The 21909-nt window shown below is 60.8% G+C and carries 14 protein-coding genes; 3 read left to right on the top strand and 11 right to left on the bottom strand.

Features of this window, described 5'->3' with window-relative positions; all coding sequences use genetic code 11:
• Nucleotides 1–29 precede the first annotated feature (29 nt).
• Together secD and recJ are read left to right on the top strand one after the other, a co-directional pair.
• The gene (gene secD / locus PXH66_RS07790; protein ID WP_330928912.1) at nucleotides 30–2573 is read left to right on the top strand and encodes a protein translocase subunit SecD; all 2544 of its coding nucleotides are present in this window, start codon (nucleotides 30–32) and stop codon (nucleotides 2571–2573) included.
• 25 nt (nucleotides 2574–2598) lie between these two features.
• Nucleotides 2599–4329, top strand: a complete 1731-nt coding sequence (recJ, locus tag PXH66_RS07795; protein ID WP_330928913.1) for a single-stranded-DNA-specific exonuclease RecJ — start codon at nucleotides 2599–2601, stop codon at nucleotides 4327–4329.
• 169 nt (nucleotides 4330–4498) lie between these two features.
• On the opposite strand, the gene PXH66_RS07800 is transcribed toward recJ, so the two are convergent.
• From PXH66_RS07800 to PXH66_RS07850, 11 genes are all read right to left on the bottom strand, one after another.
• Nucleotides 4499–5689 (bottom strand): alkaline phosphatase family protein, encoded by a 1191-nt coding sequence (locus PXH66_RS07800; RefSeq protein ID WP_330928914.1) that lies wholly within the window; start codon nucleotides 5687–5689, stop codon nucleotides 4499–4501.
• Nucleotides 5690–5741: 52 nt separating this feature from the next.
• Nucleotides 5742–8000: a molybdopterin oxidoreductase family protein gene (locus PXH66_RS07805; protein ID WP_330928915.1), complete on the bottom strand. Its 2259-nt coding sequence runs from the start codon at nucleotides 7998–8000 to the stop codon at nucleotides 5742–5744.
• Nucleotides 7997–9523, bottom strand: a complete 1527-nt coding sequence (locus PXH66_RS07810; RefSeq protein ID WP_330932307.1) for a DmsC/YnfH family molybdoenzyme membrane anchor subunit — start codon at nucleotides 9521–9523, stop codon at nucleotides 7997–7999. The genes PXH66_RS07805 and PXH66_RS07810 overlap by 4 nt, the downstream gene beginning before the upstream one ends.
• A gap of 27 nt (nucleotides 9524–9550) precedes the next feature.
• Nucleotides 9551–11248 (bottom strand): sulfite reductase subunit alpha, encoded by a 1698-nt coding sequence (locus tag PXH66_RS07815; RefSeq protein WP_330928917.1) that lies wholly within the window; start codon nucleotides 11246–11248, stop codon nucleotides 9551–9553.
• Nucleotides 11245–13026 carry a NirA family protein gene (locus tag PXH66_RS07820; protein ID WP_330928918.1) on the bottom strand — a complete coding sequence of 594 codons (1782 nt, stop codon included), beginning with the start codon at nucleotides 13024–13026 and terminating at the stop codon, nucleotides 11245–11247. The genes PXH66_RS07815 and PXH66_RS07820 overlap by 4 nt, the downstream gene beginning before the upstream one ends.
• 187 nt (nucleotides 13027–13213) lie before the next feature.
• Nucleotides 13214–14404: an alginate export family protein gene (locus PXH66_RS07825; protein WP_330928919.1), complete on the bottom strand. Its 1191-nt coding sequence runs from the start codon at nucleotides 14402–14404 to the stop codon at nucleotides 13214–13216.
• A 44-nt stretch (nucleotides 14405–14448) separates the two neighbouring features.
• A complete protein-coding gene (locus tag PXH66_RS07830; protein WP_330928920.1) occupies nucleotides 14449–15345 on the bottom strand; it encodes an ABC transporter ATP-binding protein in 897 nt (298 codons plus the stop codon).
• Nucleotides 15342–16280 (bottom strand): ABC transporter ATP-binding protein, encoded by a 939-nt coding sequence (locus PXH66_RS07835; protein WP_330928921.1) that lies wholly within the window; start codon nucleotides 16278–16280, stop codon nucleotides 15342–15344. The genes PXH66_RS07830 and PXH66_RS07835 overlap by 4 nt, the downstream gene beginning before the upstream one ends.
• A 2-nt stretch (nucleotides 16281–16282) precedes the next feature.
• Nucleotides 16283–17890, bottom strand: coding sequence for an ABC transporter permease (locus PXH66_RS07840; protein ID WP_330928922.1), 1608 nt, complete (start codon nucleotides 17888–17890; stop codon nucleotides 16283–16285).
• Nucleotides 17891–18021: 131 nt separating this feature from the next.
• Nucleotides 18022–19413: a CmpA/NrtA family ABC transporter substrate-binding protein gene (locus PXH66_RS07845; RefSeq protein ID WP_330928923.1), complete on the bottom strand. Its 1392-nt coding sequence runs from the start codon at nucleotides 19411–19413 to the stop codon at nucleotides 18022–18024.
• Nucleotides 19414–19766: 353 nt separating this feature from the next.
• Nucleotides 19767–20840, bottom strand: a complete 1074-nt coding sequence (locus tag PXH66_RS07850; RefSeq protein WP_330928924.1) for a CmpA/NrtA family ABC transporter substrate-binding protein — start codon at nucleotides 20838–20840, stop codon at nucleotides 19767–19769.
• 101 nt (nucleotides 20841–20941) lie between these two features.
• Between PXH66_RS07850 and PXH66_RS07855 the strand changes: the two genes are divergently transcribed.
• Entirely contained in the window at nucleotides 20942–21871 is a 930-nt protein-coding gene (locus PXH66_RS07855; RefSeq protein WP_330928925.1) for a LysR family transcriptional regulator, read from the top strand.
• Nucleotides 21872–21909 lie beyond the last annotated feature (38 nt).

The following is a 21909-nucleotide window of genomic DNA, read 5'->3' on the forward strand; positions in this document are numbered from 1 at the left end:
GACCGCCCGTTTTTAAACCCAAGTCCGAAATGTTCAAACGCAACCTCTGGAAGATCACGCTGACCGCGCTCATCGGCGCATGGGCGATCTCGTCGATCCTTCCCCTCAAAGACACCCCATTCAACGACTACATCAAATCGGAGGCCTCCGCCCAGGTCTCGGAATTTGAGTCGCTCATGGCCCAAGCCAGCGATCGTGTGACGAGCGGCCAAGCGCCGTCCGTCTTCATCGCCCTGAAGCAAATCGGTCGCGAACAGCGCATCGATCTTTCCAAATTCTTCCCCGAGGTGCGCCTCGAGGAATCCCTGCGCAATGTCGAGAAGCGCAATGCCATCCTGCTCGATTACCTGCTGCAGCAGTCCAAGGGCCGCTTGCAGCTGGGGCTCGACCTCAAGGGCGGCGTGGCCTTCATGCTCGAAGTCGCCGACGAAGGCGTGGGGGCCGATGTGCCGGACTACGAGCGCGAGGACAATCTCGCCAAGGCCATCGAGATCATGAGCGACCGCGTCAACGCTCTCGGCGTCACCGAACCCATCATTCGTCCGGTCGGCCTGAACCGCATCGAGATCCAACTCCCGGGCGTCAACACCAAGGACAATCCCGAGCTGGCCGACGTCATCAAGAAGCCGGCCCGCCTCGATTTCCGCCGCGTCCACCAGCAGGCCGTGCCCGGTCGCGATGCCACCCCTCCCGGTTACGAAGTCCTCACCGAAGAGGGCGACAACAAGGACGGCACGACTTACCAACGCGACTACTTCGTCAAGCGCCTCCCGGAAATGACCGGTGAGATGGTCGCCACCGCTTTCCCGACCATGGACGAGTATGGTCGCTTTAAAATCAACCTGCGCTTCACCGACGAGGGCGCGGAGCGCTTCGGTGAAGTCACCGGCGCCATCGCCCAGGAAAATCAAGGGCAGGGCGGCTTGCTCGCCATCGTGTTGGACGGTCGCTTGTCCTCCGCCCCCCGCGTCAGCACCCGCATCAACGGCGGTTCCGCCGAGATCACCGGCACCTTCACCCAGCGTGAGGCCATCGATCTCGCCAATGTGCTCAACAACCCGCTCGACGTGGAGTTGGTCATTCAGGAACAAAACGAAATCGGTCCGTCTCTCGCCGCCGACGCCATCGCCTCAGGCGAATACGCTTCGATGATCGCCATCGCGCTCGTCGCTGCGTTCATGATCGCGATCTACACCATCGGAGGGCTGTTCGCCGTGATCAGCCTCTCGATCAATTTGCTCTTCGTGTTGGGCGCGCTCGCCAGTCTCGGCGCGACCATCACCATGCCGGGCATCGCCGGTATCGTGCTCACCGTCGGTATGGCGGTGGACTCGAACATCCTGATTTTTGAGCGTATCCGGGAAGAGCTCAACTTGGGCAAATCGCTCAAGGCCGCGTTCCTCGCCGGTCACGACAAGGTGGTTTCGACCATTTTGGACGCCAACATTACGACGCTCATCACATCGTCGCTCATGATCATCTTCGGCACCGGCCCCGTGAAGGGCTTCGGCGTCACGCTGACGATTGGTGTGTTCTCCACCGTTTTCTGTGCCTTGGTCGTGACCAAGCTGCTGCTCGACATCGTGATCAACGGCGACCTCATCAAGAAGTTCCCGATGCTCATCCGCTCCAAGGTGCCGACCTTCGACTACCTCAAGTATGCTCGCCCGGCCTTCGCGGTATCCTGGCTCATCGTCATCGTCGGCGTCGGCGTGGTCGCCTACAAGGGGCACCGCATCTACGGTATCGACTTTGTCGGTGGTGACGAAGTTTCGCTCTCCTTCAATGAACGACCCGACACCGCGGCCGTGCGTGATGCCCTCGAAGGGGCCGGCATCGGCGAGGTGAATCCCGTCTTCCAAAGTGATTTCAACGACGACACCGAAATTCTCAAGATCCAGGTGCCATTCGAGGAAGGCACCAAGGTCATGCCGCTGTTGCTGTCCAACTTCCCCAACGCCGGTTTTGAGGTCGTGGGCCAGACGACGATCGGTCCGTCCATCGGGGCGGAGATCCAATGGAACGCTTTCATGTCTCTCTCGCTGGCGATCGTGGGCATCCTCATCTATGTCGCGTTCCGCTTCGAATTCGGCTTCGGCGTGGGCGCCGTCGTATCGACGATCCACGACATTCTGATGACGATCGGTATCTTCGTGCTGTTCGACCGGCAGTTCACCGCGCCCATGGTCGCGGCCATCCTGCTCATCGCCGGTTACTCGATCAATGATACCATCGTGGTCTTCGACCGCATTCGCGAGGAACTCAACGGCAACCCGAACCTGAAACTGCGCGAAGTCATTAACAACGCGCTGAACAATGTGTTTGTCCGTTCGTTGCTCACCAGTGCCACGACCTTCCTGGCTTCACTCGCGCTCTTCCTCTTCGGCGGAGGCGTGATCAACGACTTGGCCTTCACCTTCCTCGTCGGTGTCATCACCGGCACGTTCTCCTCCATCTTCATCGCGAGCCCGATATTCTTCTGGTATCACAAGGGCGACCGTAAGCACGTGGAGAAGCATCAGGACGTGAAACCGACTTACGAGTGGACCGGCTCGAGTCGCGCATCGGAATAAGCTACTGACTGTTTCAAGCTCTTCCATGCGTTGGACCTACACGCCGCCCCCGGCCGATGAGGTCGGGGCGCTGAGTAGGAGCGCCGGCGTAAGCCCGGTGCTCGCGGAACTGCTGTGGCGTCGTGACATCCTCTCGGATGAAGCGGCCCAGAGCTTCCTGCGTCCGGCGTTGGCCGAGCTCGGGGATCCGTTTCTGCTGGCCAATCTCGAGGCGGCCACGGCCCGCCTGTCGACCGCCATCTCCAATCGTGAATCCGTCGCCGTGCTCGGTGACTACGATGTCGATGGCGTAAGCAGCACCACGCTGATGGTGAGCCTGTTGCGCCGTTTCGGTCTCGATCCGCACTTCGTGGTGCCACGTCGCATGGAAGACGGCTACGGCCTGTCGCGCAGTGCCATCGACCGCGCGTTGGAGGGCGTGACGCCGCAACTCTTCATTGTCCTCGATTGCGGCACCAACTCCCAGGAGGAGGTCGCCTACCTGCAGGAGAAGGGCATCGACGTCATCATCATTGACCATCACCGCGAAAAAGAGGGCGCGGTCGCGTCGGCGCTGTTGATCAACCCGCACGTGCATCCCGGCGATGATGACGATGCGTGGCGTCATCTCTGCACCGTCGGCTTGGTCTTCAAGCTCGCGCACGGTTTGCTCAAGCGTTTGCGCAACGAGAATCATCCGGTCGCGTTTCGGATCAAATTGCGCGAGTATCTGGATCTTGTGGCCATGGGCACCGTTGCGGATCTCGTGCCGTTGCGCGGGGAAAATCGTCTCATGGCCCGGCACGGTTTGCGGGTCTTGCAGGGGGCCAATCGCCCCGGCGTGCGCGCGCTCATGCAGGTCGCCGGTGTGCGTCCGGAACAAGGGGTCAACCCCGTGGATATTTCGTTTCGACTCGGCCCGCGGATCAATGCCAGCGGTCGTCTCGCCGATGCGGCGCTGTCGGTCGAACTGATGCTCAGCGACGACACCAAATTCTGCATCAAAACGGCCGATCAACTCGATGTATTCAATCGGGAACGACAAGACATCGAGCGCCAGATCACCAAGGAGGCGGAAGAGATGATCGAGCAGCACTACGCTGACGATTCCGGCATCGTGCTTTATTCCGATGACTGGCATCCGGGTGTGGTGGGCATCGTCGCCGGTCGCGTCTCGCGCAAATACAACCGCCCCTGTGTGGTGCTGGGCAACGAGGGCGAACTCGCCAAAGGGTCCGGCCGCAGCGTCGACGGCATCAATCTCGTGGAGGTGTTGGCCCATTGTGATGATTTTCTCGGCAGTTGGGGGGGGCATCCCATGGCGGTCGGCGTGGCAGCTCCCAAAGCTTCGCTGGAGCAATTTCGTCGATCATTTTCCAAAGCGGTGGCCGAACACACCGGCGGCGACTTGCCGGAGCGTGAGCTGCCGATTTCCGCCTGGATCACGCCGGATGAAATCGGCAGTCGACTCATGGAGGAGCTCGATGCCCTGCATCCGTTCGGTCAGGCCAACGCCGAACCGGTGTTCGGTTTGCGGGGGGTGAAATTGTCGCACCGACCCGATGTCTTCAAGGCGCTCCATTTTCGGTTTAATTTCGAAGATACCCGCGGTCGTCGGCTGTTTGGTGTCGCTTGGAAAATGGCGAATCGGCTGCCCCCCACGCGCGTCCCGCTCGATTTCGCGGTGCACCTCCGCTGGAACCACTTCAATGATCGGAAATTGATGCAGCTCGAGCTCGTCGATTGGCGTCCGGCGGGTGAAGCCAACGGTTCGTAAGGAAAAATGGTCGGAGCGTGCTTGCGCGCGATTACCACCTGCCTTTCGTCGCGATTACCACCAACATTGACCGCGTTTCATCGCGCACATGCCCGCTCCTACGGCCCGACTACGCCGAAGTCGGGTGAATTACTTCGCGACCTTTTGCGTCTTTGCTCCTTTGCGGTGATCACCGTAAAACCTCGCGGAGTCGCGTATCGCCCTCGTTTTCCCCCGGCGTTATTTCCAGTAGATCGCACAGCAAGTTGTAGACGTGAATATTGTCCGCGGGCGGAAATCGTCTGCCGGGTGAGATCGATGGACCATGCGCGATGAATAGCGCGCCCATATCCGGCTCAGCGGGATCGTAACCGTGGTCGCCGCGACTGGGCGTCGTGTCCCGATCGATCCACGACCGCGTGCTCAAGTGCCAACCGCGGTCAGGAATCACCACGATGTCTGGAATACGCGGATTGGCGCTGAAGTGTAGTCGTTCCGGCACGTCTTCGCGTTGGTAAGCGTGTAAATGGGGATGTGCATCGAGTTGGCGCACCCAGGTATTAATATCGCCACGCACCACGTTGAGTCCGCCCACCGCCCCCGAAAATACGCTTTCCACGGCGTCCAATGGCACGAGCTCGTCCAGCACCGCCACATCCGCCGGATCGCTTTCCGTCATGCCGTGGTCAGCGGTCACGATGAGATTTGTCTGATCCCAAAGTCCTTGGTCGCGCAGACCGGCACGCAGTCTGGCCAGCGCGGCATCGATTTGGATCAAGGCATCGTGCGTCTCCGACGCCGTGGGACCAAAATCATGTCCGGCCGAGTCCACCCGATCAAAATAGAGCGTGATCAGATGCGGGCGTTCACCGGTCGGCAACGCGGTCCACACCAGCACTTGATCCACCCGGTCCGCCGGGGTCAGTCGGTCGTCGAAACGACGATACGTATCGGGATGCTGACCGAGGATGTCGGCCTCGGATCCGGGCCAAAACATGCACGCGGTGCGGAGTCCCTGTCGTTGCGCCGTCAACCAGATCGGTTCACCGCCCCACCAGCGCCCCTCACGGGCGGCCGGGTGCGCGCCGATGCCAAACCAAGCTTCGAACGCGGGGTCGAAAAACCGGTTTTGCACGATGCCGTGCGTTTCCGGCCGCATGCCCGTGACCAAGGTGTAGTGGTTCGGAAAGGTTTTGGTGGGAAAGGAAGGCGTGAGCCGTTCCACCCGAGTGCCGGCGGCGGACAATTCCTGCAAAAATGGTGCCCCGTGCAGCTCGGGGTAGTCCCAGCGCGCTCCATCGATGGAGACGAGAATCAACAAGGGAGCTGCCACGGCGGACGTGCCCATCAGAGCCATCGCGAAAGCGAATACGCGTATCATGTTCGAAATCTGATGTGCTTCCTCTGGCCGAAGCAACTTCCCCGCGTAGCAATCAAGTTACGGCTGCCAGCGTGACCGCGCAGGTCTTGTAGCTCGGCTGGCGCGAATGCGGATCAAACGCCGGAAAGGTGAGCTGATTCACTTCCGAAAAATGCATCGGCATGAACACCTGCCCGGGCCGCACCGTCGGAGTCAGGAAAACTTGGGCCGTGGCGTGACCGCGACGTGATACGACGCGCACGGTTTCATCGTCCGCCACGCCAAGTTTGGCCGCGTCGGCGGGGTTTACTTCGACATACGGTCGGGTGGGCGCGAGTTTGCGTAGCACAGCGCTCTTGTTGGTGCGGCTGCCGGTGTGCCATTGGGCGGATGAGCCGCGCCCCGTATTGAGCCAGAAAGGGAAGGCTTCATCAGGGGATTCGGGTGGCTTCACCGGAGGATCAAAGAGGAGCTTGGCGCGACCGCTGGGAGTGAAAAATTTACCATCGGCGAACAGGCGGCGTTCATGATCATGATCGCTTCCGGCGGACTCCGGCGCACGGAGTTTGGCGCGGGCCCCGTTGGCGGGCAAATTTTCACTTCGGGCGGGACGGGGCCATTGAATGCCGCCCGCGTCCTGCAACGCCTCGTATCCCGGGATTCCCGAGAAGTCACAGGGTTGATGGGTGGAGAGTCGGGCCAAAATTCTGAATACGGCTTCGGGCGATTCCCACGCCTGAAACATCGGTCCGCAGCCCCACGCTTCCGCGATCAGTTTGAAAATCGCAAAGTCAGACAGAGCCTGCCCCGGGGCTCGCGCCACCTTGCAGGTCACGCCAATACGGCGTTCGGAATTGATGAACGTTCCGTCCTTTTCGCCCCAACCGGCGGCGGGCAGAATGAGATCGGCGATGCGGGCGGTTTCGGTCGTCGCATACATGTCCTGCACCACCAGAAAATCGAGTTTCTCGCGCAGGCGTTGGAATCGACCTTGGTTGATCCAGGAGTGGGCCGGGTTGGTCGCGACGACCCACAACCCGCGAATTTCACCCGACTCGATGCCGTCGATGATCTGGTCGTAAGCCATCGAAGGCGTCGGGGGAATCGTCTCGACCGGGATGTGCAGAATTTCGGCAACCTCCGCCCGGTCGTCGGGTTTTTCAAAATAGCGGCCGCCGAGCAACGAGGTCGTGTTACCGAAGATGCGCGACCCCATCGCGTTGCATTGTCCGGTGATCGAATTCGCGCCCGTGCCGGGCCGACCGATATTGCCGGTGAGCAGAGCGAGATTGATCAACGCTTGGGCGATGCGAGTGGATTGATGGCCCTGATTGACGCCCATGGTCCACCAAAACGACACCCGCTTGCCGGTGTGAATCAACGTAGCGAGTTCTCGAATACGATCCGCCGAAATTCCGCATTCCTGGGCGCAACGCTCCGGAGAATAGTGCGCAATAAATGGGGCGAGTTCCTCAAATCCCTCGGTGTGCGCATCGATGAAAGTCTGATCCAGCCAACCTTTGGCGCAGAGCTCGTGGGTCACGCCGTAGAGCAGCCACAAATCACCTTTGGGTTCGATGGCGTAGTGTTGATGCGCGGCCATGGCGGTTTCCGTGCGGCGCGGATCCACGACCACAATCTGTGGGTCATGGGGGTTGCGCATCACGCGCTGCCACATGATGGGGTGGGCGATGGCAGGGTTCGCCCCCACCAAAACCATGACATCACTCTCCTCGAAGTCGCGATAGGTGTAGGGCGGGGCGTCGAAGCCGAACGACTGTTTGTAGGCCACGTGCGCCGTGGCCATACATTGCCGCGTATTGCTGTCGGCATGCAGACCACCCATGCCGAATTTGAACAGCGCGCCGAGCAGCGCCATCTCTTCGGTCGGAACCTGTCCGGTCGAAAGAAACGCGATGCTGTGCGCACCATGTTTCGCCTGCACGCCCTTCATGCGGTCCACAAATGTCGACATCGCGGTGCCCCAATCGGTGGGCTCCAGCGGCGCGTTTCGCGAGGCGCGTATCATCGGCGTGGTAGCGCGGTCGGTCGCGGCGAGCGGGGCCAACGCCTCCCAACCCTTGGGGCACGCCATGCCCAGATTGACGGGATAGTCCGGGTCGGGCGTGAGGTTGATCGCCTCACCTTTTGCGTTGAGGTGCACCTTCAGACCGCAACCGGTGGCGCAAAATCCGCAGATCGAACGCACCGTGGCAACCGGCGCGACTTTGGATGGCACGCGCCCCAAGCCGAACTTGCCGGGCTCCTGCACGAGTTCCGCCGTGACGGGACCTTGGCGGGCATGGAGCAACTCATCGATAACCGGGCTCATGACGCAGCGACTCCCGGCATTTTGGCGGAATCCACCGCCCGAAAATAGAGATAACGTTCCACAATTTCACCGGCCAACCAGGCGATGGCCCCGAGCGCGATCAGCGCAACCTCGTTTGTCACCCAATAGGTGACAAGCAGCGCGAGTGCGCTGATGCCGAGAAGGTTACGAAGGCGGAAGGCGGGGCGCAGCACGGTGCGCAGGAGTTTCCCGGAGGGGGTGTCCGCGCGTTGTTGGTTCGACTCGAATACGAGTTTTGCGGCGAGTGCGATGGCGGCGACCAGCGGGGCCACGGGTAACAAGGCGCCGACCAAAATGGTGCCGCCCATGCGCGTGAAGGTGGCGGGAGCGCGCCAAAACTGTCGCGGCGTATCGATGTAGATCATGGCCGAGCAGAATAGCGCGATCGCGCCGGTTACGGCCGCGGCAATAGGCAACCCATCGAGAACAAGCAGACCGATGGTCGTGGGCAGAGGACTCAGCAATTGCGGCCAACGAGGCAGGATGATCGCGGCTCCCAAGAGCGGGAACCAACCGCCCATGATGACGGCCTCACGACTGAGCCAGGAACGACGAAGCCCAAGAAAAATGCGCCAAGCTCGCAGCGGTCGACCGAGGTGCGCGCCGGCGGCGGCGAGTCCCACAGTCGATAACGCCAAGGCGGTGTAGGCGAGGATCGGATCAAAGCGCAGGGTAAACGAAGCCGCCAGGCTGAGGCCGTATCCCGCCTGGGTGAGCGAAAGCAGCAGGACCAGTGGCCAATGGGCGTGCTGGGCCTTGGGGGCGGCGAGATCGGCCGCATGCAGGTTTGCCGGCAATGCCCGTTTCGAAACGTAACGCGTGGTGGGTTGAGTGGTCGCGGGATCGGGCGCTCCGGGCAGAAATGCACTCGTGTCGGTGGTCGGACGGGAGCCGCTTAAGTCGATGGAAACTTTTACGATCGAGATGGCTTGCGTGGGGCAGGCTTGCACACAGGCCGGAGCTTCGCCCTCGGCGAGCCGACCCTGGCACATGTCGCATTTGCGCACGATGCCGAGGCGCTCGGAAAACTTGGGCACATCATAGGGACATTTCAGGATGCAGTAGCTGCAGCCAATGCACTGGTCGTCGAGATGACGGACGATACCAGTGATCGGATCTTTTTCGTAGGCGAGCACGGGGCAGCCGTTGAGGCAGCCCGGATCAGCGCAATGATGACAGGCAGAGGTGACGGTTTGTTGAAACGGCAGCGCTTCCGATCCGCCGACGAGATGACCAATGTCCCGCCAGGTTTCTTCTTCGTCGAGACCGTTCAGCGAGTGGCAACCGGCCACGCACGCCTTGCAGCCCGAGCACGCATCGAGGTCGACTTCGAACGCGTATTGCTCTCCGGGGCCCGGCTGCGACAGCGGAATGAGATCGCGATAAACCGGCTCCAGGGCGGGCGTTTCGATCGTATCATTGTCGTGTTGAAACGAGAATCGCGCGACCGGCGTCTGCAGCGTTTGCTGCTCGGCCAACAACTCGTCGACGAGCGAGAGCATGGGGTTTTTGCGCGGGGCGATCATCGCTCAATACACGTCGCGGGCGTAGCGTTTGTCGGCTTTGAGCGCCTTAATGAAATCGGCGGCCTCATCGGCCGTTTTGCCGCCGTGTTCGATCACGATGTCGTGCAGCGCCGTATCGACATCCTTGGCCATGCGTTTGGCGTCGCCGCACACGTAGAAGTGGCCGCCGACGCTGAGCCAGGACCACAGTTCCGCGCCGGCTTCGCGCATGCGATCCTGCACGTAGACCTTTTTCTCCTGATCGCGGGAGAACGCGGTATCGACCCGATTGAGCAGACCCGACTTCTGCCAGGCGCCGATTTGATCCTCGTAGAGATAGTCAGTCGCGGCGTGTTGGTCGCCAAAGAAGAGCCAGTTTTTGCCCGGAGCGGCGGTCGCTTCGCGCTCTTCCAAAAAGGCACGAAACGGGGCGATGCCGGTGCCTGGTCCCACCATGATCATGGGCAGCGACGGATCCGCCGGTGGCCGGAACGCTTTGTTGGCGTGCACAAAAACTCCGGCGGTGCCAGCCGTGAGTCCCCGCTCGCCGAGGAAGGTCGAACAGACGCCCTTGCGGGCCCGGCCACCGACTTCGTAGCGGACCGCACCCACCGTCAGGTGGACTTGGTTTTCGTGGGCTTTCGGGCTCGATGAGATCGAGTAAAGACGGGGCTGCAGTTTCTTTAAATTGGCGATGATCTCTGTGAGCGCCGGCAGCGGCTTGGGCGCGGCCTCCAGCACATCGAGCACGTCGAGAAGCGTGGCGGCGGGTTCGACCTTGAGCGTGGCAAGGAGTTTCGGCGCGGGTTTGCCGAGATCGAAATTGGCGGTCAAGGCACTGCGTAGCGGGAGTTCGCCGACCGGGGTGGCTACCGCTTCCTCACCATCGCAACCCAGCAGAGCGAGCACGGATCCGACGAGTTCCGGGTCGTTGGTGGGCACGACGGCCAGGGCGTCGCCGGCTTCGTAGTTGAGGCCTGAACCTTCGAGAGAAAACTCAACGTGATTGACCTCTTTGGCGGAGCCTTCCGCGTTGAGATTGTGCACGGCCAAAATCGGAGCGGGGAAGGGATTCTTCTTCCCGTAGGCGAGGGTTTCCGGGGGCGCTTCGGTGGATGGAGCCGTGGGGGTTGCAGCAACGCCGCCAGCACCGAGGGCGTTGAGGGAATCGTCGAGCCACTTGGCAAAGGCATCGTCGTAGTCGACGTCGCAGTCGACGCGGTCGAGCACCCGAGTCGCGCCGAGTTTAGCGAAAGCTTCGTCGAAGTCTTTGCCGCATTGGCAGAACAACTCGTAGTTGGTGTCGCCCAACGCGCAGATGCTGAAACGTAGCGCCGCCGGGAGCGCGGCGGCATCCGCGGCGCGCAGCGCGTCCCACAGATCCTTCGCGTTGTCGGGTGGCTCGCCGTCGCCGTAAGTGCTGGTGATGACGAGCACGTTTTCGGCTGTCGCCAATTCGGCCGGGCTTGCGGCGGCCATGTCCACAATCGTCGGCGCGAACCCACGCTGGCTCGCGGCTTTGGCGGCTTGCTTGGCGAGGGACTCGGCGGTGCCGGTCTGGGAACCCCACAGGATGGTCAAGGGATGCAGGGGGGCGGCGACGGGGGCGGGGGCACCGGCGGGAGCGCGCGAAAACATGCCGGCAAAGAAGCCGTTGAGCCAGGCCCGTTGATCGGGCGAAAAGGGCGCGCTGTCGGGGACGAAAGGAACGGAGGTGCTCATACGGATATCATTTCCTGAAGTTCGCCGACCGAGTGGCGGCGGGTCCACGCGACGAACGTCTCGCCGGTGTCGTGTTTTTCCTGATACGTGTCGACGATCCGGTCCACCAGCGCCGGCAGTTCGTCGTGGCCGACGCCTTTGAAGATTTCGCGAGCAATGCCCTGTTCGTTGTCCATGCCGCCGCCGAGCACGATGTGGTATCCTTCGCGGCCGTCCTTGAGTTTGGTGGCGATGCCACCGATATCACCGCAGTAGTGCTGGGCACAGGAGTGAGCGCAACCGGTGAGGTGGATATTGAGCGGGAAGTCGGATTCCTTTTTACCGCGCAAGTGTTTGGCCACAGCGTTGGCATGCGCCTTGGTATCGGCGGCGGCGTATTTGCAGCCTTGGTTTCCGGTGCAGGCGATCACGCAGCCGGCCGTGGTGGATGGTTTGGTGGTGAGGCCGATGCGTTCGAGGCTGTGTTCGACGCTGGAAGTAAAGGCGTTGGGCACGTAGGGCAGCAGGAAGTTTTGCCACACCGTGAGGCGGATTTCGCCGCGGCCGAAGTTCTCGGCGAGATCAGCCACGCGACGGACCTGCCGGGTCGACAGCTGGCCGACGGGAACGACCGGACCGATGTAGTTCAGACCCTGCTCAGATTGGCGATACACGCCGACGTGGCCGTGCTTCACCACTTGATGGCGAGGCGCGCATTTTTCGCGGGGCAGACGGACCAGATCGAACGCGAGTTTTTCCTGGGCAGCGGCGATAAATTTATCAAACCCCCAGCTATCGAGCACGTATTTGAGGCGCGCTTTTTTGCGGTTCGTGCGATCACCGCTTTCGGCAAAAACCCGGATCATGGCAGCGGCCAAGGGCACGGCTTCGGAGGGCTTGATGAGCAGACCGGTATCGCGGGCGAAATCCTTGTGGCCGGTGATGCCGCCGAGGCAGACGCGGAAGTAGACGCCGGGTTCGATGTCGGCGACACCTTCGCCCACGCGGACGGCAAAAAAGCCAATGTCGTTGGTGTCGGCGGCGGCGGAGATGGTGCCGCCACCGTCGAAAGCGATGTTGAACTTGCGTGGCAAACCGTAGAGGTCGCGGTTGTTGAGGATGAAGTGATGCACCGCTCTCGCATACGGGCGCACGTCGAGGATCTCGTCGCGATCAAAGCCGGCGGTGGGGGTTGCCGTGATGTTGCGGATGTTGTCCGCCCCGGAGCCCTTGGAGGTGAGCCCCAAGTCCTGCACCCGCGTGAGAACGTTGATGATGTCTTTGGGCTTAAACTCGCGGATTTGGAAGTTGGCTCGTGTCGTGATGTCGAGACGACCGTTGCCGAGATCATCGGCCAGGTCGGCCAGGCCCCGCAATTGGGTGGAGGTGACGATGCCCGCCGGAATGCGGAGGCGCAGCATGAAGCTGTCCTGGGCCGGGGCGACGTGAAAGAGACCGAAGAACTTGAAGCGAAAACAATCAGCGTCATCCGGAAAACGGTCGGCTTCGGCGTGTTCGACCATCTTTTCCCAGACATCCAAACCGTTTAGTTCGTGTTTCCATACCTCCGGTTTACAGAGATCGTCGATGGGAGTGCCGAAGACGCTATCCTCCACCGGGGGGGCACCGAGGTTGACCCCGCCCGCCGCCGCATCACCGGTCAACTGGCCTTGAGCATCGATGCCGACGAACGGCAACTGTCCCGAGGCCACGGCACCAGCGAGGAAACCTTGCAGGTATTCCTTTTGCTCGGTGGAAAACTCACCAGAGACGGGGGGAAAGGGAGTTGAATTGCTCACGATGTTATCCAAGCACTGCCGGTGCCATGAAGGCGGAATGGTTAATTAGTATTGGGAATCGAATTGCTCGTAATCATGAGCGTGGTGACTGATCGGAGTCCGCGGAGCGGTGCCAACTGAACACGCGCCAGGGTTTCCTTGAGCACAAAGGGAGCCGGATGACCGGCTCCCGACGAATGAACCGACGTCAGTAGGCAAAATTCAGCTCGATGCTGAAGCGGTCGGTGTCGCGGGCGTAGCCGTCGCTGCTGAATGAAGCAAACTTGGCCACCGCCGTGAACCGGGAGGCGAATTTATAGGCGGCAACCAAGTCAATCTCGGTGCCATAGTCGGCGCCGCCCACGTCGGAGGAAAAGTCGTGGTAGAACGCGGTCAGGTTAACTCCGCCGATTTTGCCGCCGATGCTCACGTAGATGTCTTCCAAACCGGTGCCGGGAGTGCCGAGGAAAAGATCGGCGAAGCCATTAAATTTGTGGAGGGTGGCGAGGGGCGTCTTGAAGCCCTGGCCATTGTCGGCCCCGAGAACTTCATAGCCAATCTTGGCGGTGATGCCACCGAACTTCGCTCCCAGCTCACCCAGGTAGTAAGTGGCCGAATAGTTGGCGGGGCTGTTGCCGTAGTCGGACTGTGTGGCGAGCTCGAACCGGTAAAGCACGGTAAGCCCGTCGTCGATCTTGGCGGAGCCGTCGTAGCTGGCACCGTAGGTCGCGGTGGAATTGGCGGCCGCATTGTCGAAATCCAACAGGTAGGCATAACCCGCGAGCGTGCCGGAACCGAGGCCCTTGTAGCCCACGTTGAAAACGTGGCTGTCGGACTGCCAATCACGCACATCACTGAAGATGCGGTTGATGTGCCAGAGGTAGCCGTAGGTCACGGTCGTGTCGGCGGCGGGTTGGCCCACGACGGTGAACGCATCGTAGGTTTGCTGATCCTGACGCCAGCCGACGTCGCCGATGAAGCGGGCTCCGTCGAGCACGAAACGCTGGCGTCCTAGTTTTCCAGATACACTTTGCCCGGCATAACCAAGAAAGGACTGGTTGACCTCCGTGCCCTCGATATCGGCGATGACCGCCTGGCCGGCTCCTCCGGGGTTGAGACCGGCTTGGTTGTAGCTGTCGGAGTCGAGCGCATGGACGTCTTCTCCTTCGAGCATGAAATACCAGCCATTGAATTTACCGGAAGTGAATCCAAGGCGGTTGCGCAGGGTGACCGCTTTGGAATCGGCGACGCCGGGCTGGTCACCGTATTCAAAGCGGGCTCGGGAGGCGAGTGAGACCTTTCCTTCGGAAAAAACCTCGTCGAGAGTCGACGCGGCGGATGCGGTGATCGCGGCGGCGGTGAGGCCGCAGATCGAGGTGAGTAGACACAGTTTGGTCATGATAGGAGGGAGGGACGCAGGGTGCAGGTGTGGTGTAGGTCGCGTCAGAACAAGGCCGCGATGGAGTCGGTCATGCGCTGACGAAAGTTGCGGGGCGGCGATGCTTTGACCGCATCACCGGACGGGGCCGCAGGCGCGGCGGGTTTACTTTTTTTGGCGTGCTCACACTCGTCGAGAAAGCGGAGCAAGCGTTCGCGGTAAGCGAAAAATTTGTCATCGACCATCATGTCCTCCCGGACGCGGGGACGGGGAAAATCGATTTCCATGAGCGAGCCGACCCGGGCCCCGGGGCCGTTGGTCATCATGCAAATCCGATCCGACATGTAGACGGCCTCATCGACATCGTGGGTGATCAACATGGTCGTGATTTGGTCGCGGCTCAATACGCCGAGGATCACGTCCTGCAGCTCCATGCGGGTGAGCGAATCCAGACGACCAAACGGTTCGTCCAGGAGCAGGATCTTGGGTTTGAGTGCGATGGCGCGGGCGATGCCGACGCGCTGTTGCATGCCGCCCGACATTTCGCGCGGATACTTTTCCATGGCGGAGCCCAGTCCCACCGCCGACAGGGCGTAGGCGACGATGTCTTTTTTCTCCTGCTTGGAGGCATGCGGGTAGACCTCTTTCACTCCCAGCATCACGTTGCCAGAAGCCGTGAGCCAGGGGAGCAAGCACGGGGCTTGAAACACGACGGAACGATCGGGTGCGGGACCGGAGATCTCCCGCCCGTCGACCACGATGCCGCCGTCGCTGATGGGGTTGAGTCCGGCGATCATGGTGAGCACGGTGGACTTGCCGCAGCCGGAATGACCGATAACCGAGATGAACTCACCTTGGCGGACCTTGAGATCAAAGCCGTCGACGACTTTGATCTCGGCCCCGAACGGATTGGGGTAGGCTTTGACGAGATTGGAAATTTCCAGGTAGCGATCGTTTTTCATGCGGCGTGAGAATTGTTTTTGTCCGCCGAATCGTGCACGGCGTTGGCATCGATGGTGGCCTGATGCTGCACCGCCCTCGGGGGCAGACGGCGACCGGTGGAGAAATCGGCGGGCAGGACTTTGGGCATCTCGAATTGTTGATCCACGCGCAGGGCTTTGGCTTCGCGATTCAGGCCCAGCAGATAATTGGTGATCTCAGCCTTAAGCTGTTTGAACTTCGGGTCGTGATTGAGGGCCGTGCGGTCGCGGGGACGGTCGAGGGTGACATCGAAGGAAGTCGCGAGGGTGGCCTGGGGGCCCATGGTGAGTGGGATGACGCGATCGGCGAGCAAGAGAGCCTCATCGACGTCGTTGGTGATGAGCACAACCGTGCGTTTATCCTGCTCCCAAATGCGGGTGATTTCGTCCTGCAGATTGGCGCGGGTGAGCGCATCGAGGGCGGAAAGCGGCTCGTCGAGCAACAGCACTTCGGGCTGCATGGAAAGGGTGCGGGCGAGGGACACGCGTTGGCGCATGCCACCGGAAAGTTCGCTGGGTTTTTTCTCACGCGCCGGCGAGAGATTGACCTTGGCAATATAACGATCGACGTGCGCTTTCCGCTCGGCCTTGGACAGCGCGGGGAAGACGGACTTGACGGCCAAATCGATATTTTCCGCCACACTGAGCCAGGGCAGGAGCGAATAGTTCTGAAAGACGATGCCCCGCTCCGGGCCGGGCTCGGCGACCACCTTTCCGCCCATGCGAACTTCGCCCGTATCGGGAAACTGGAGACCGGCGAGCAGATTGATCAATGTCGATTTACCCGACCCCGAGAAGCCGATAATGGCGACAAATTCGTTCTCCTCGACCGCCAGGTTCACCGCGGAGAGAACCTCCGTGCGGTTGTTCGTCGGTCCGTAACCGACGGAGACGTTCGTAAGTTCCAGAAAAGACATGATCAGATTGCGGTCGTGCCGCCGTCGAAGGCCACGAGGCGTTGGAGGATAATCATGATGCGGTCGAAAAGCAGGCCGATGAAGCCGACCACGAACACGACCACGAACATTTGGGCGAAGGTTTGCGACGAACCGTTGTTGAACATGTCCCAGACGAATTTGCCGATGCCTTCACTCGACGAAAGCAGCTCTCCGGCGATCAGCACCATCCATCCGACTCCGAGCGAGATGCGCAGGCCGGCGAACATCAGCGGAAGGGCCGAGGGAATCACAATCTTGAAGAGGCGGGCAAAGAAGCCGAGGCGCAGCACGCGGGCCACGTTGATGTGATCCTTGTCGATGGCGGCCACGCCGAAGGCGGTGTTGACCAGGGTCGGCCACAGCGAACACATCGTGACGGTGAGGGCGGAAGCGATGAAGGCCGGATTCACATCCATGCCGGCGAGTCCCGGGATGTGATCGAGAAAGCGAAGGACCGCGGAATCGGAGGGGTCGGGAATGAATCCGCCGACAATGACGAAAATAATCGGAAGCCACACGATGGGCGAGACCGGCTTGAACAGCGAAATGAGCGGTGTCATCGCGGCCATGAAGATACGGCTGAGCCCGCAGAGAATGCCGAAGGGAATGGCGATGACCGACGCCACGATGAAACCAACCAATACACAGCGCACCGAGCGGTCGATTTGAGCCGGTAGCGTCCACGGTTTGGAGTAGGTGGAGGTTTCCAAGGTCGCGATAATCTCGTGCTGTTGTTGGATGGCGGCCGCCGCTTTCACTGCGGTCGCCGCATCCGGCGCGGTCGCGAGTTGAGTTTCGAGCTCGGCGAGCTTGGTGGTCGCTGCCGTGACTTTGATTTCGCGGTTTTCCGTGGTGAGAAAGTCGCGGCGTTTACGAAGGAACTGCAGCTCCTCGGCCAGCGCGTTGCTCTCGGCGCGAGCGGCGATCAAGGGCGGGTATTTGGCGTTTTCAAGGGCGGAACGTTCATCGCGCAGGGTCTGAATCTCGGCGGTCTCCCGCGCGGTGGCGGCCTTGTCGGCATCCACGGCAGCGAGCAGTCGAAGACGATCCGCGTCGGTGCCATTGATCACCGAGGCGGCGAGGGTGGTGAGCTCGGCTTGGCGCGCTTTGGCGGTGTCCCGATATTCGAGGCGCTTGGCTCGGTAGGCGGCATTCAGCGCGGCGGTGGATGCGGTGAGATGCTCGCGGGCGGCGACTTCCGTATTCTTGAGATGATCAGCTGCTGCTGCCGCCAGAGGTTCAACCTCGGTGAGACGGGATTCGACCTCGGCCAGCGCCGCCTCGCGTTTGGCCCCGCTGAGAAGCAAATCCTCGCCTTTGATCGTTTCACGCTGGTGAAAGGTCAGCACACCATCGGCGGCATCGAGCACCACGCCGGGTGTCGGCACTTCGCCCGACTTGGTGGTGTGGCGAGGTCCCGCGAAATCCCAGAACATGAGAAACAACAGAAAGGTGATCACGGGGATCACGATGAACTGCCCGATCTTCCTGAGTTGGGCTTGGGGTTCTTCGCCGTAGCAAAGGCGGACGACGGGGTCGAACACCTGTAGGCCGGCGAGGTCGAGGCCCTTGAGGATCTTGTATTTCATAGGATGGCGTGCGTTCCGGAGTGAGCGGGAATGAGCGAGGGAGCGGGAAAAAGGAGGGAGGCGGACGCCGGTGGGAACGCGGCGTCCGCCGTAACGTTAACAACTACTACTGACTATGGCTTGGTGTGGTCTTAGATCGGGTCCTTGTTCCCGATCGCAAAGCTGTTGATGTAACCGATGGGGTCGTGAGCATCGAAGGCGTTGCCATCGATGAAGTCGGTGGTGGCGGGTTTGTAGCCATCGGTGTTCCACGGGATGTCCTCTTCCGCGACGTGACCCTCGGCGAGGAGCAGTTTGGCGGCGGCGAGGTAGACCGTGGGGAGGTAAATGTCCTTGGCGGTTTCGGCATACCAATCAGCCGATTTGGATTCCGTGATCTGGCCCCAGCGGCGCATTTGCGTGAGGAACCAAATGCCGTCGCTATACCATGGATACGTGGCGTGGTATTTGAAGAACACGTTGAAGTCGGGCATCTCGCGGACGTCGGTTTTCTGGAAGGTGAAGGAGCCCGTCATGGAGCTCTTGATGACATCGTAATCAGCGCCGACGTAGTTGGGCTGCGCGAGAATGCGCACGGCTTCTTCGCGGTTGATGAGTTTACCGGAGGCGTCGGTGGCATCGAGCCACTTGCCGGCGCGGATGAGGGCCTTGACGACGGCGACGTGAGTATCGGGATTGGCTTCGGCCCACGCTTTGGAAACGCCGAAGACTTTTTCCGGGTTGTTTTTCCAGATGTCGTAATTGGTGGTGACGGGCACCCCGATGCCCTTGGCCACAGCCTGTTGGTTCCAAGGTTCACCGACGCAATATCCCTGAATGTTACCGGCCTCGAGCACCGTGGGCATCATCGGGGGCGGGGTGACCGAGAGCTCGACCTCGGCGTCGGTGCGGCCTCCGATATCCGTGGCGGTATACATGCCAGGGTGAATGCCGGCGGCGGCGAGCCAGTAGCGGATCTCGTAATTGTGGGTCGATACCGGAAAGACCATGCCCATCTGCAGCTTGGAGCCGCTGGACAAGTATTCATCGACCACCGGACGCAGGCCCTTGGCCGAGATCGGATGCACCGGGGTGGGCGTATCGAGATCGATGTCCTCGAGCTGCATGGATTCCCACACGGCGTTGGACACCGTGATGCCGTTGCCGTTCAGGTCCATGGTGAAAGCGGTGACGATGTGCGCCTTGGTGCCGATGCCGATGGTGGCGGCGATGGGCTGACCGGAAAGCATGTGGGCCCCGTCAAGATTGCCGGAAATGACGTTGTCGAGCAGCGTCTTCCAATTGGGTTGGGCAATCACCTCCACGGCCAGACCCTCATCGCGGAAGAAGCCCTTTTCCTTGGCAATGACGAGCGGCGCACAATCGGTGAGCTTGATAAAACCGAACTTGAGCTCGGTCTTTTCCGGCGAAAGTTGCGCCAGACTGCGCGAGGCGGAAGCCAGAGTGACCACGCTGATGAAGGCGAAGGTGCACGTTCGGGCGAGGCGGCGAACGCGGGATGAAGAGAAGCGGGATGTGGGCATGACAGGAAGTGGTGTTGCGGTGAAATGGCGGTGACGAAAGCAGATGCAGTCGCTTTCAAGGCCCTCTCTTTAGCTCCCCCGGTGCCAACCGTGCCAAAACGGACAAATAGCGTGATGCATCAAATAAATGAAAACGCAGCAGATCATTCATACATGAGTCATCATGATTAGGTTTCTGCGTGAAACGCGGGTTAACTATGAATGATCCGTGTCCTCGTATTGCTGATACGCCGAAAACTCCGGTTGCGGCGCCACCATTCCCCCGTCCATTAATACCCAGGATTTCGGGCGATAATGATCGATCTCCTGTGAGGTGGGTAAATTCGATCATCTCGTGAAGCGGGGCGCGGCGACTAGGTTTCACTCAGTCCGTGCCGACTGAGGGCCTGCGCAAAAATGTCGGGTCGAAAAACCTCGCGGGCCAGATTGCGCGTCTGCGGGGAAGAAGCGGGCAGCAGACGATTGCTGCGAAATCCTTCGACCAACCAATCGGCGCGTTCGACCTTGGGATTATTGAGATCGTCGCGGCCAAACCGCACAAAGTCGGTCGCGTCGACGGTGCGTCCGTGGCCAAGTTTGAAAGGCCCCTTTAAGCCGGCCCCCACGATCTTGGCGGGTTGATTGAGATATTCGCGACGGGTGAGAAGTTTGACCATGTCGGAGCGAAAGTCGGGTTCGTCGCATTTTCTGGAGGCTTCCACCAATGCAGCCACGAGCAGCATGTGTTCCTCGTGCCGGGTCCGGGCGAATTCGGTGCGCACCATCAGGACTTTTTCCGCGTGGTCGGGTTGCAGTTGGTCGCTGGTCGCCACGCACCAACCGATGTCGTTTTGGATCGCGAGGGAATTCCATGGCTCGCCGACGCAGTAGCCGTCGATCGTGCCGGCGTTGAGGTTGCGATAGACCTGCGGTGGCGGCACCACGACGATCCGCACATCACGATGGGGATTGATGCCGCCGGTTTTGAGCCACTCGCAAAGATGCAGGTAGTGGTTGGAGTGGGCGGCGGCCACTCCCAGCACCAGCTGGTGATCATGACGGGTATTGATAATCTCCTGAGCGAGCGTGGTCGCGTCGCGCACGCCGGCCGTCCACAAACGTTCCGACAATGTGATGGCATTGCCACCGGTGCTGAGGACGCAGGCGGTTAGAAAATCGGCGGGCGCGGTATCCAAACCCAGGCGTGAACTGATGAGCAGAGAACTGATGGCATGAGCCGCTTCGATCTCACCAAAAGCAATTTTGTCGCGAATGGTGGCCCAACCGAGTTCACGTCTCAATTCCACGCGCAGCCCGTATTTTTTAAAGAAACCCAGTTCTTGAGCGACGGCCAGGGGGGCCACGTCGTTCAGCGCGATGAAGCCCAATCGCAAGGTGGTATCGTTACGGGCGGGAGGAGCGGAAATGGCGGCTTTTAGACGTGGCATGCGTTCACGCCCCCTCAGCGACTTGAGTGCCAATTGATGAAGATGGCGCATTAAATGCTTAGGAATGCGCCAATGAACTTCATCTATGCGCTGCCCCCGCCATGGCTAACCTGATCGACAGCCGACAATTGCTCGCTTTCGCGACCCTGGCGCGACACGGCAGCTTCACCAGTGCGGCAAAGGAGCTTTTTCTCACGCAGTCCGCCGTGAGCCATGCAATCAAGTCATTGGAAACGGAGCTCGGCGTGCGCGTTTTCGACCGGATCGGCAAGAAAGCCCACCTGACTTTGGCCGGCGAGCGTCTGCTCGTGCACGCCGACCGAATTCTACGTGAGATGCAGGACGCGCGCAGTGGCATTGAGGAACTGCAAAACTGGGGCCAGTCGCGTCTGCGCATCGGAGCCAGCACCACGGCCTGTCAATATCTGCTGCCGAGCGTGCTGCGGGAGTTTAAGCAGAGCTTCCCGGAATGCGTGATCCGGGTCGAGCCGGCGGACAGTCCGGAGATGGGAGAGGCGTTGCGAGCCAACGAGATTGATCTCGCTCTGATGCTGCGACCGCCCAACCGCGAAGACATCGAGTTTCGCCCTCTCTTCAATGACACGCTCGAACTCTATGTCGCGCCTTCGCACCCGTGGGTGAAGCGCAAGGATCTCACGACGGAGGAGCGCAGTGCCACGACCTTCATTCTCTACAACAAAGGCACCTACACCTACCGCATGGTCACCGAATACCTGCGGGCGGCCGGCGTCACCATGCACAACCCGATCGAGATGGGCAGCATGGAGGCCGCCAAAGAACTGGTTAAAATCGGGCTCGGTGTCGGGGTGTTTGCCCGTTGGGTAGCGCAGAAGGAACTGCGCGAAGGCTCGCTCGTCGCGTTGCCCATCGGCGATGAGCCCCTGTCCCGCGAATGGGGTTTCGGCCACTTGCGCGGGCGTCAACTGGGGCTGGCGGAGGAAACCTTTCTCGGGCTGTTCGAATCGGCCGCCGAAACGCTCAACTTGGACCCACCCAAAGCAGCAGCGTGATTTTACGGGGCATCGACGTCGTCGATGAGGGGGGCACG

Source organism: Synoicihabitans lomoniglobus (assembly GCF_029023725.1).
Taxonomy (GTDB): Bacteria; Verrucomicrobiota; Verrucomicrobiia; order Opitutales; family Opitutaceae; genus Actomonas; species Actomonas lomonigloba.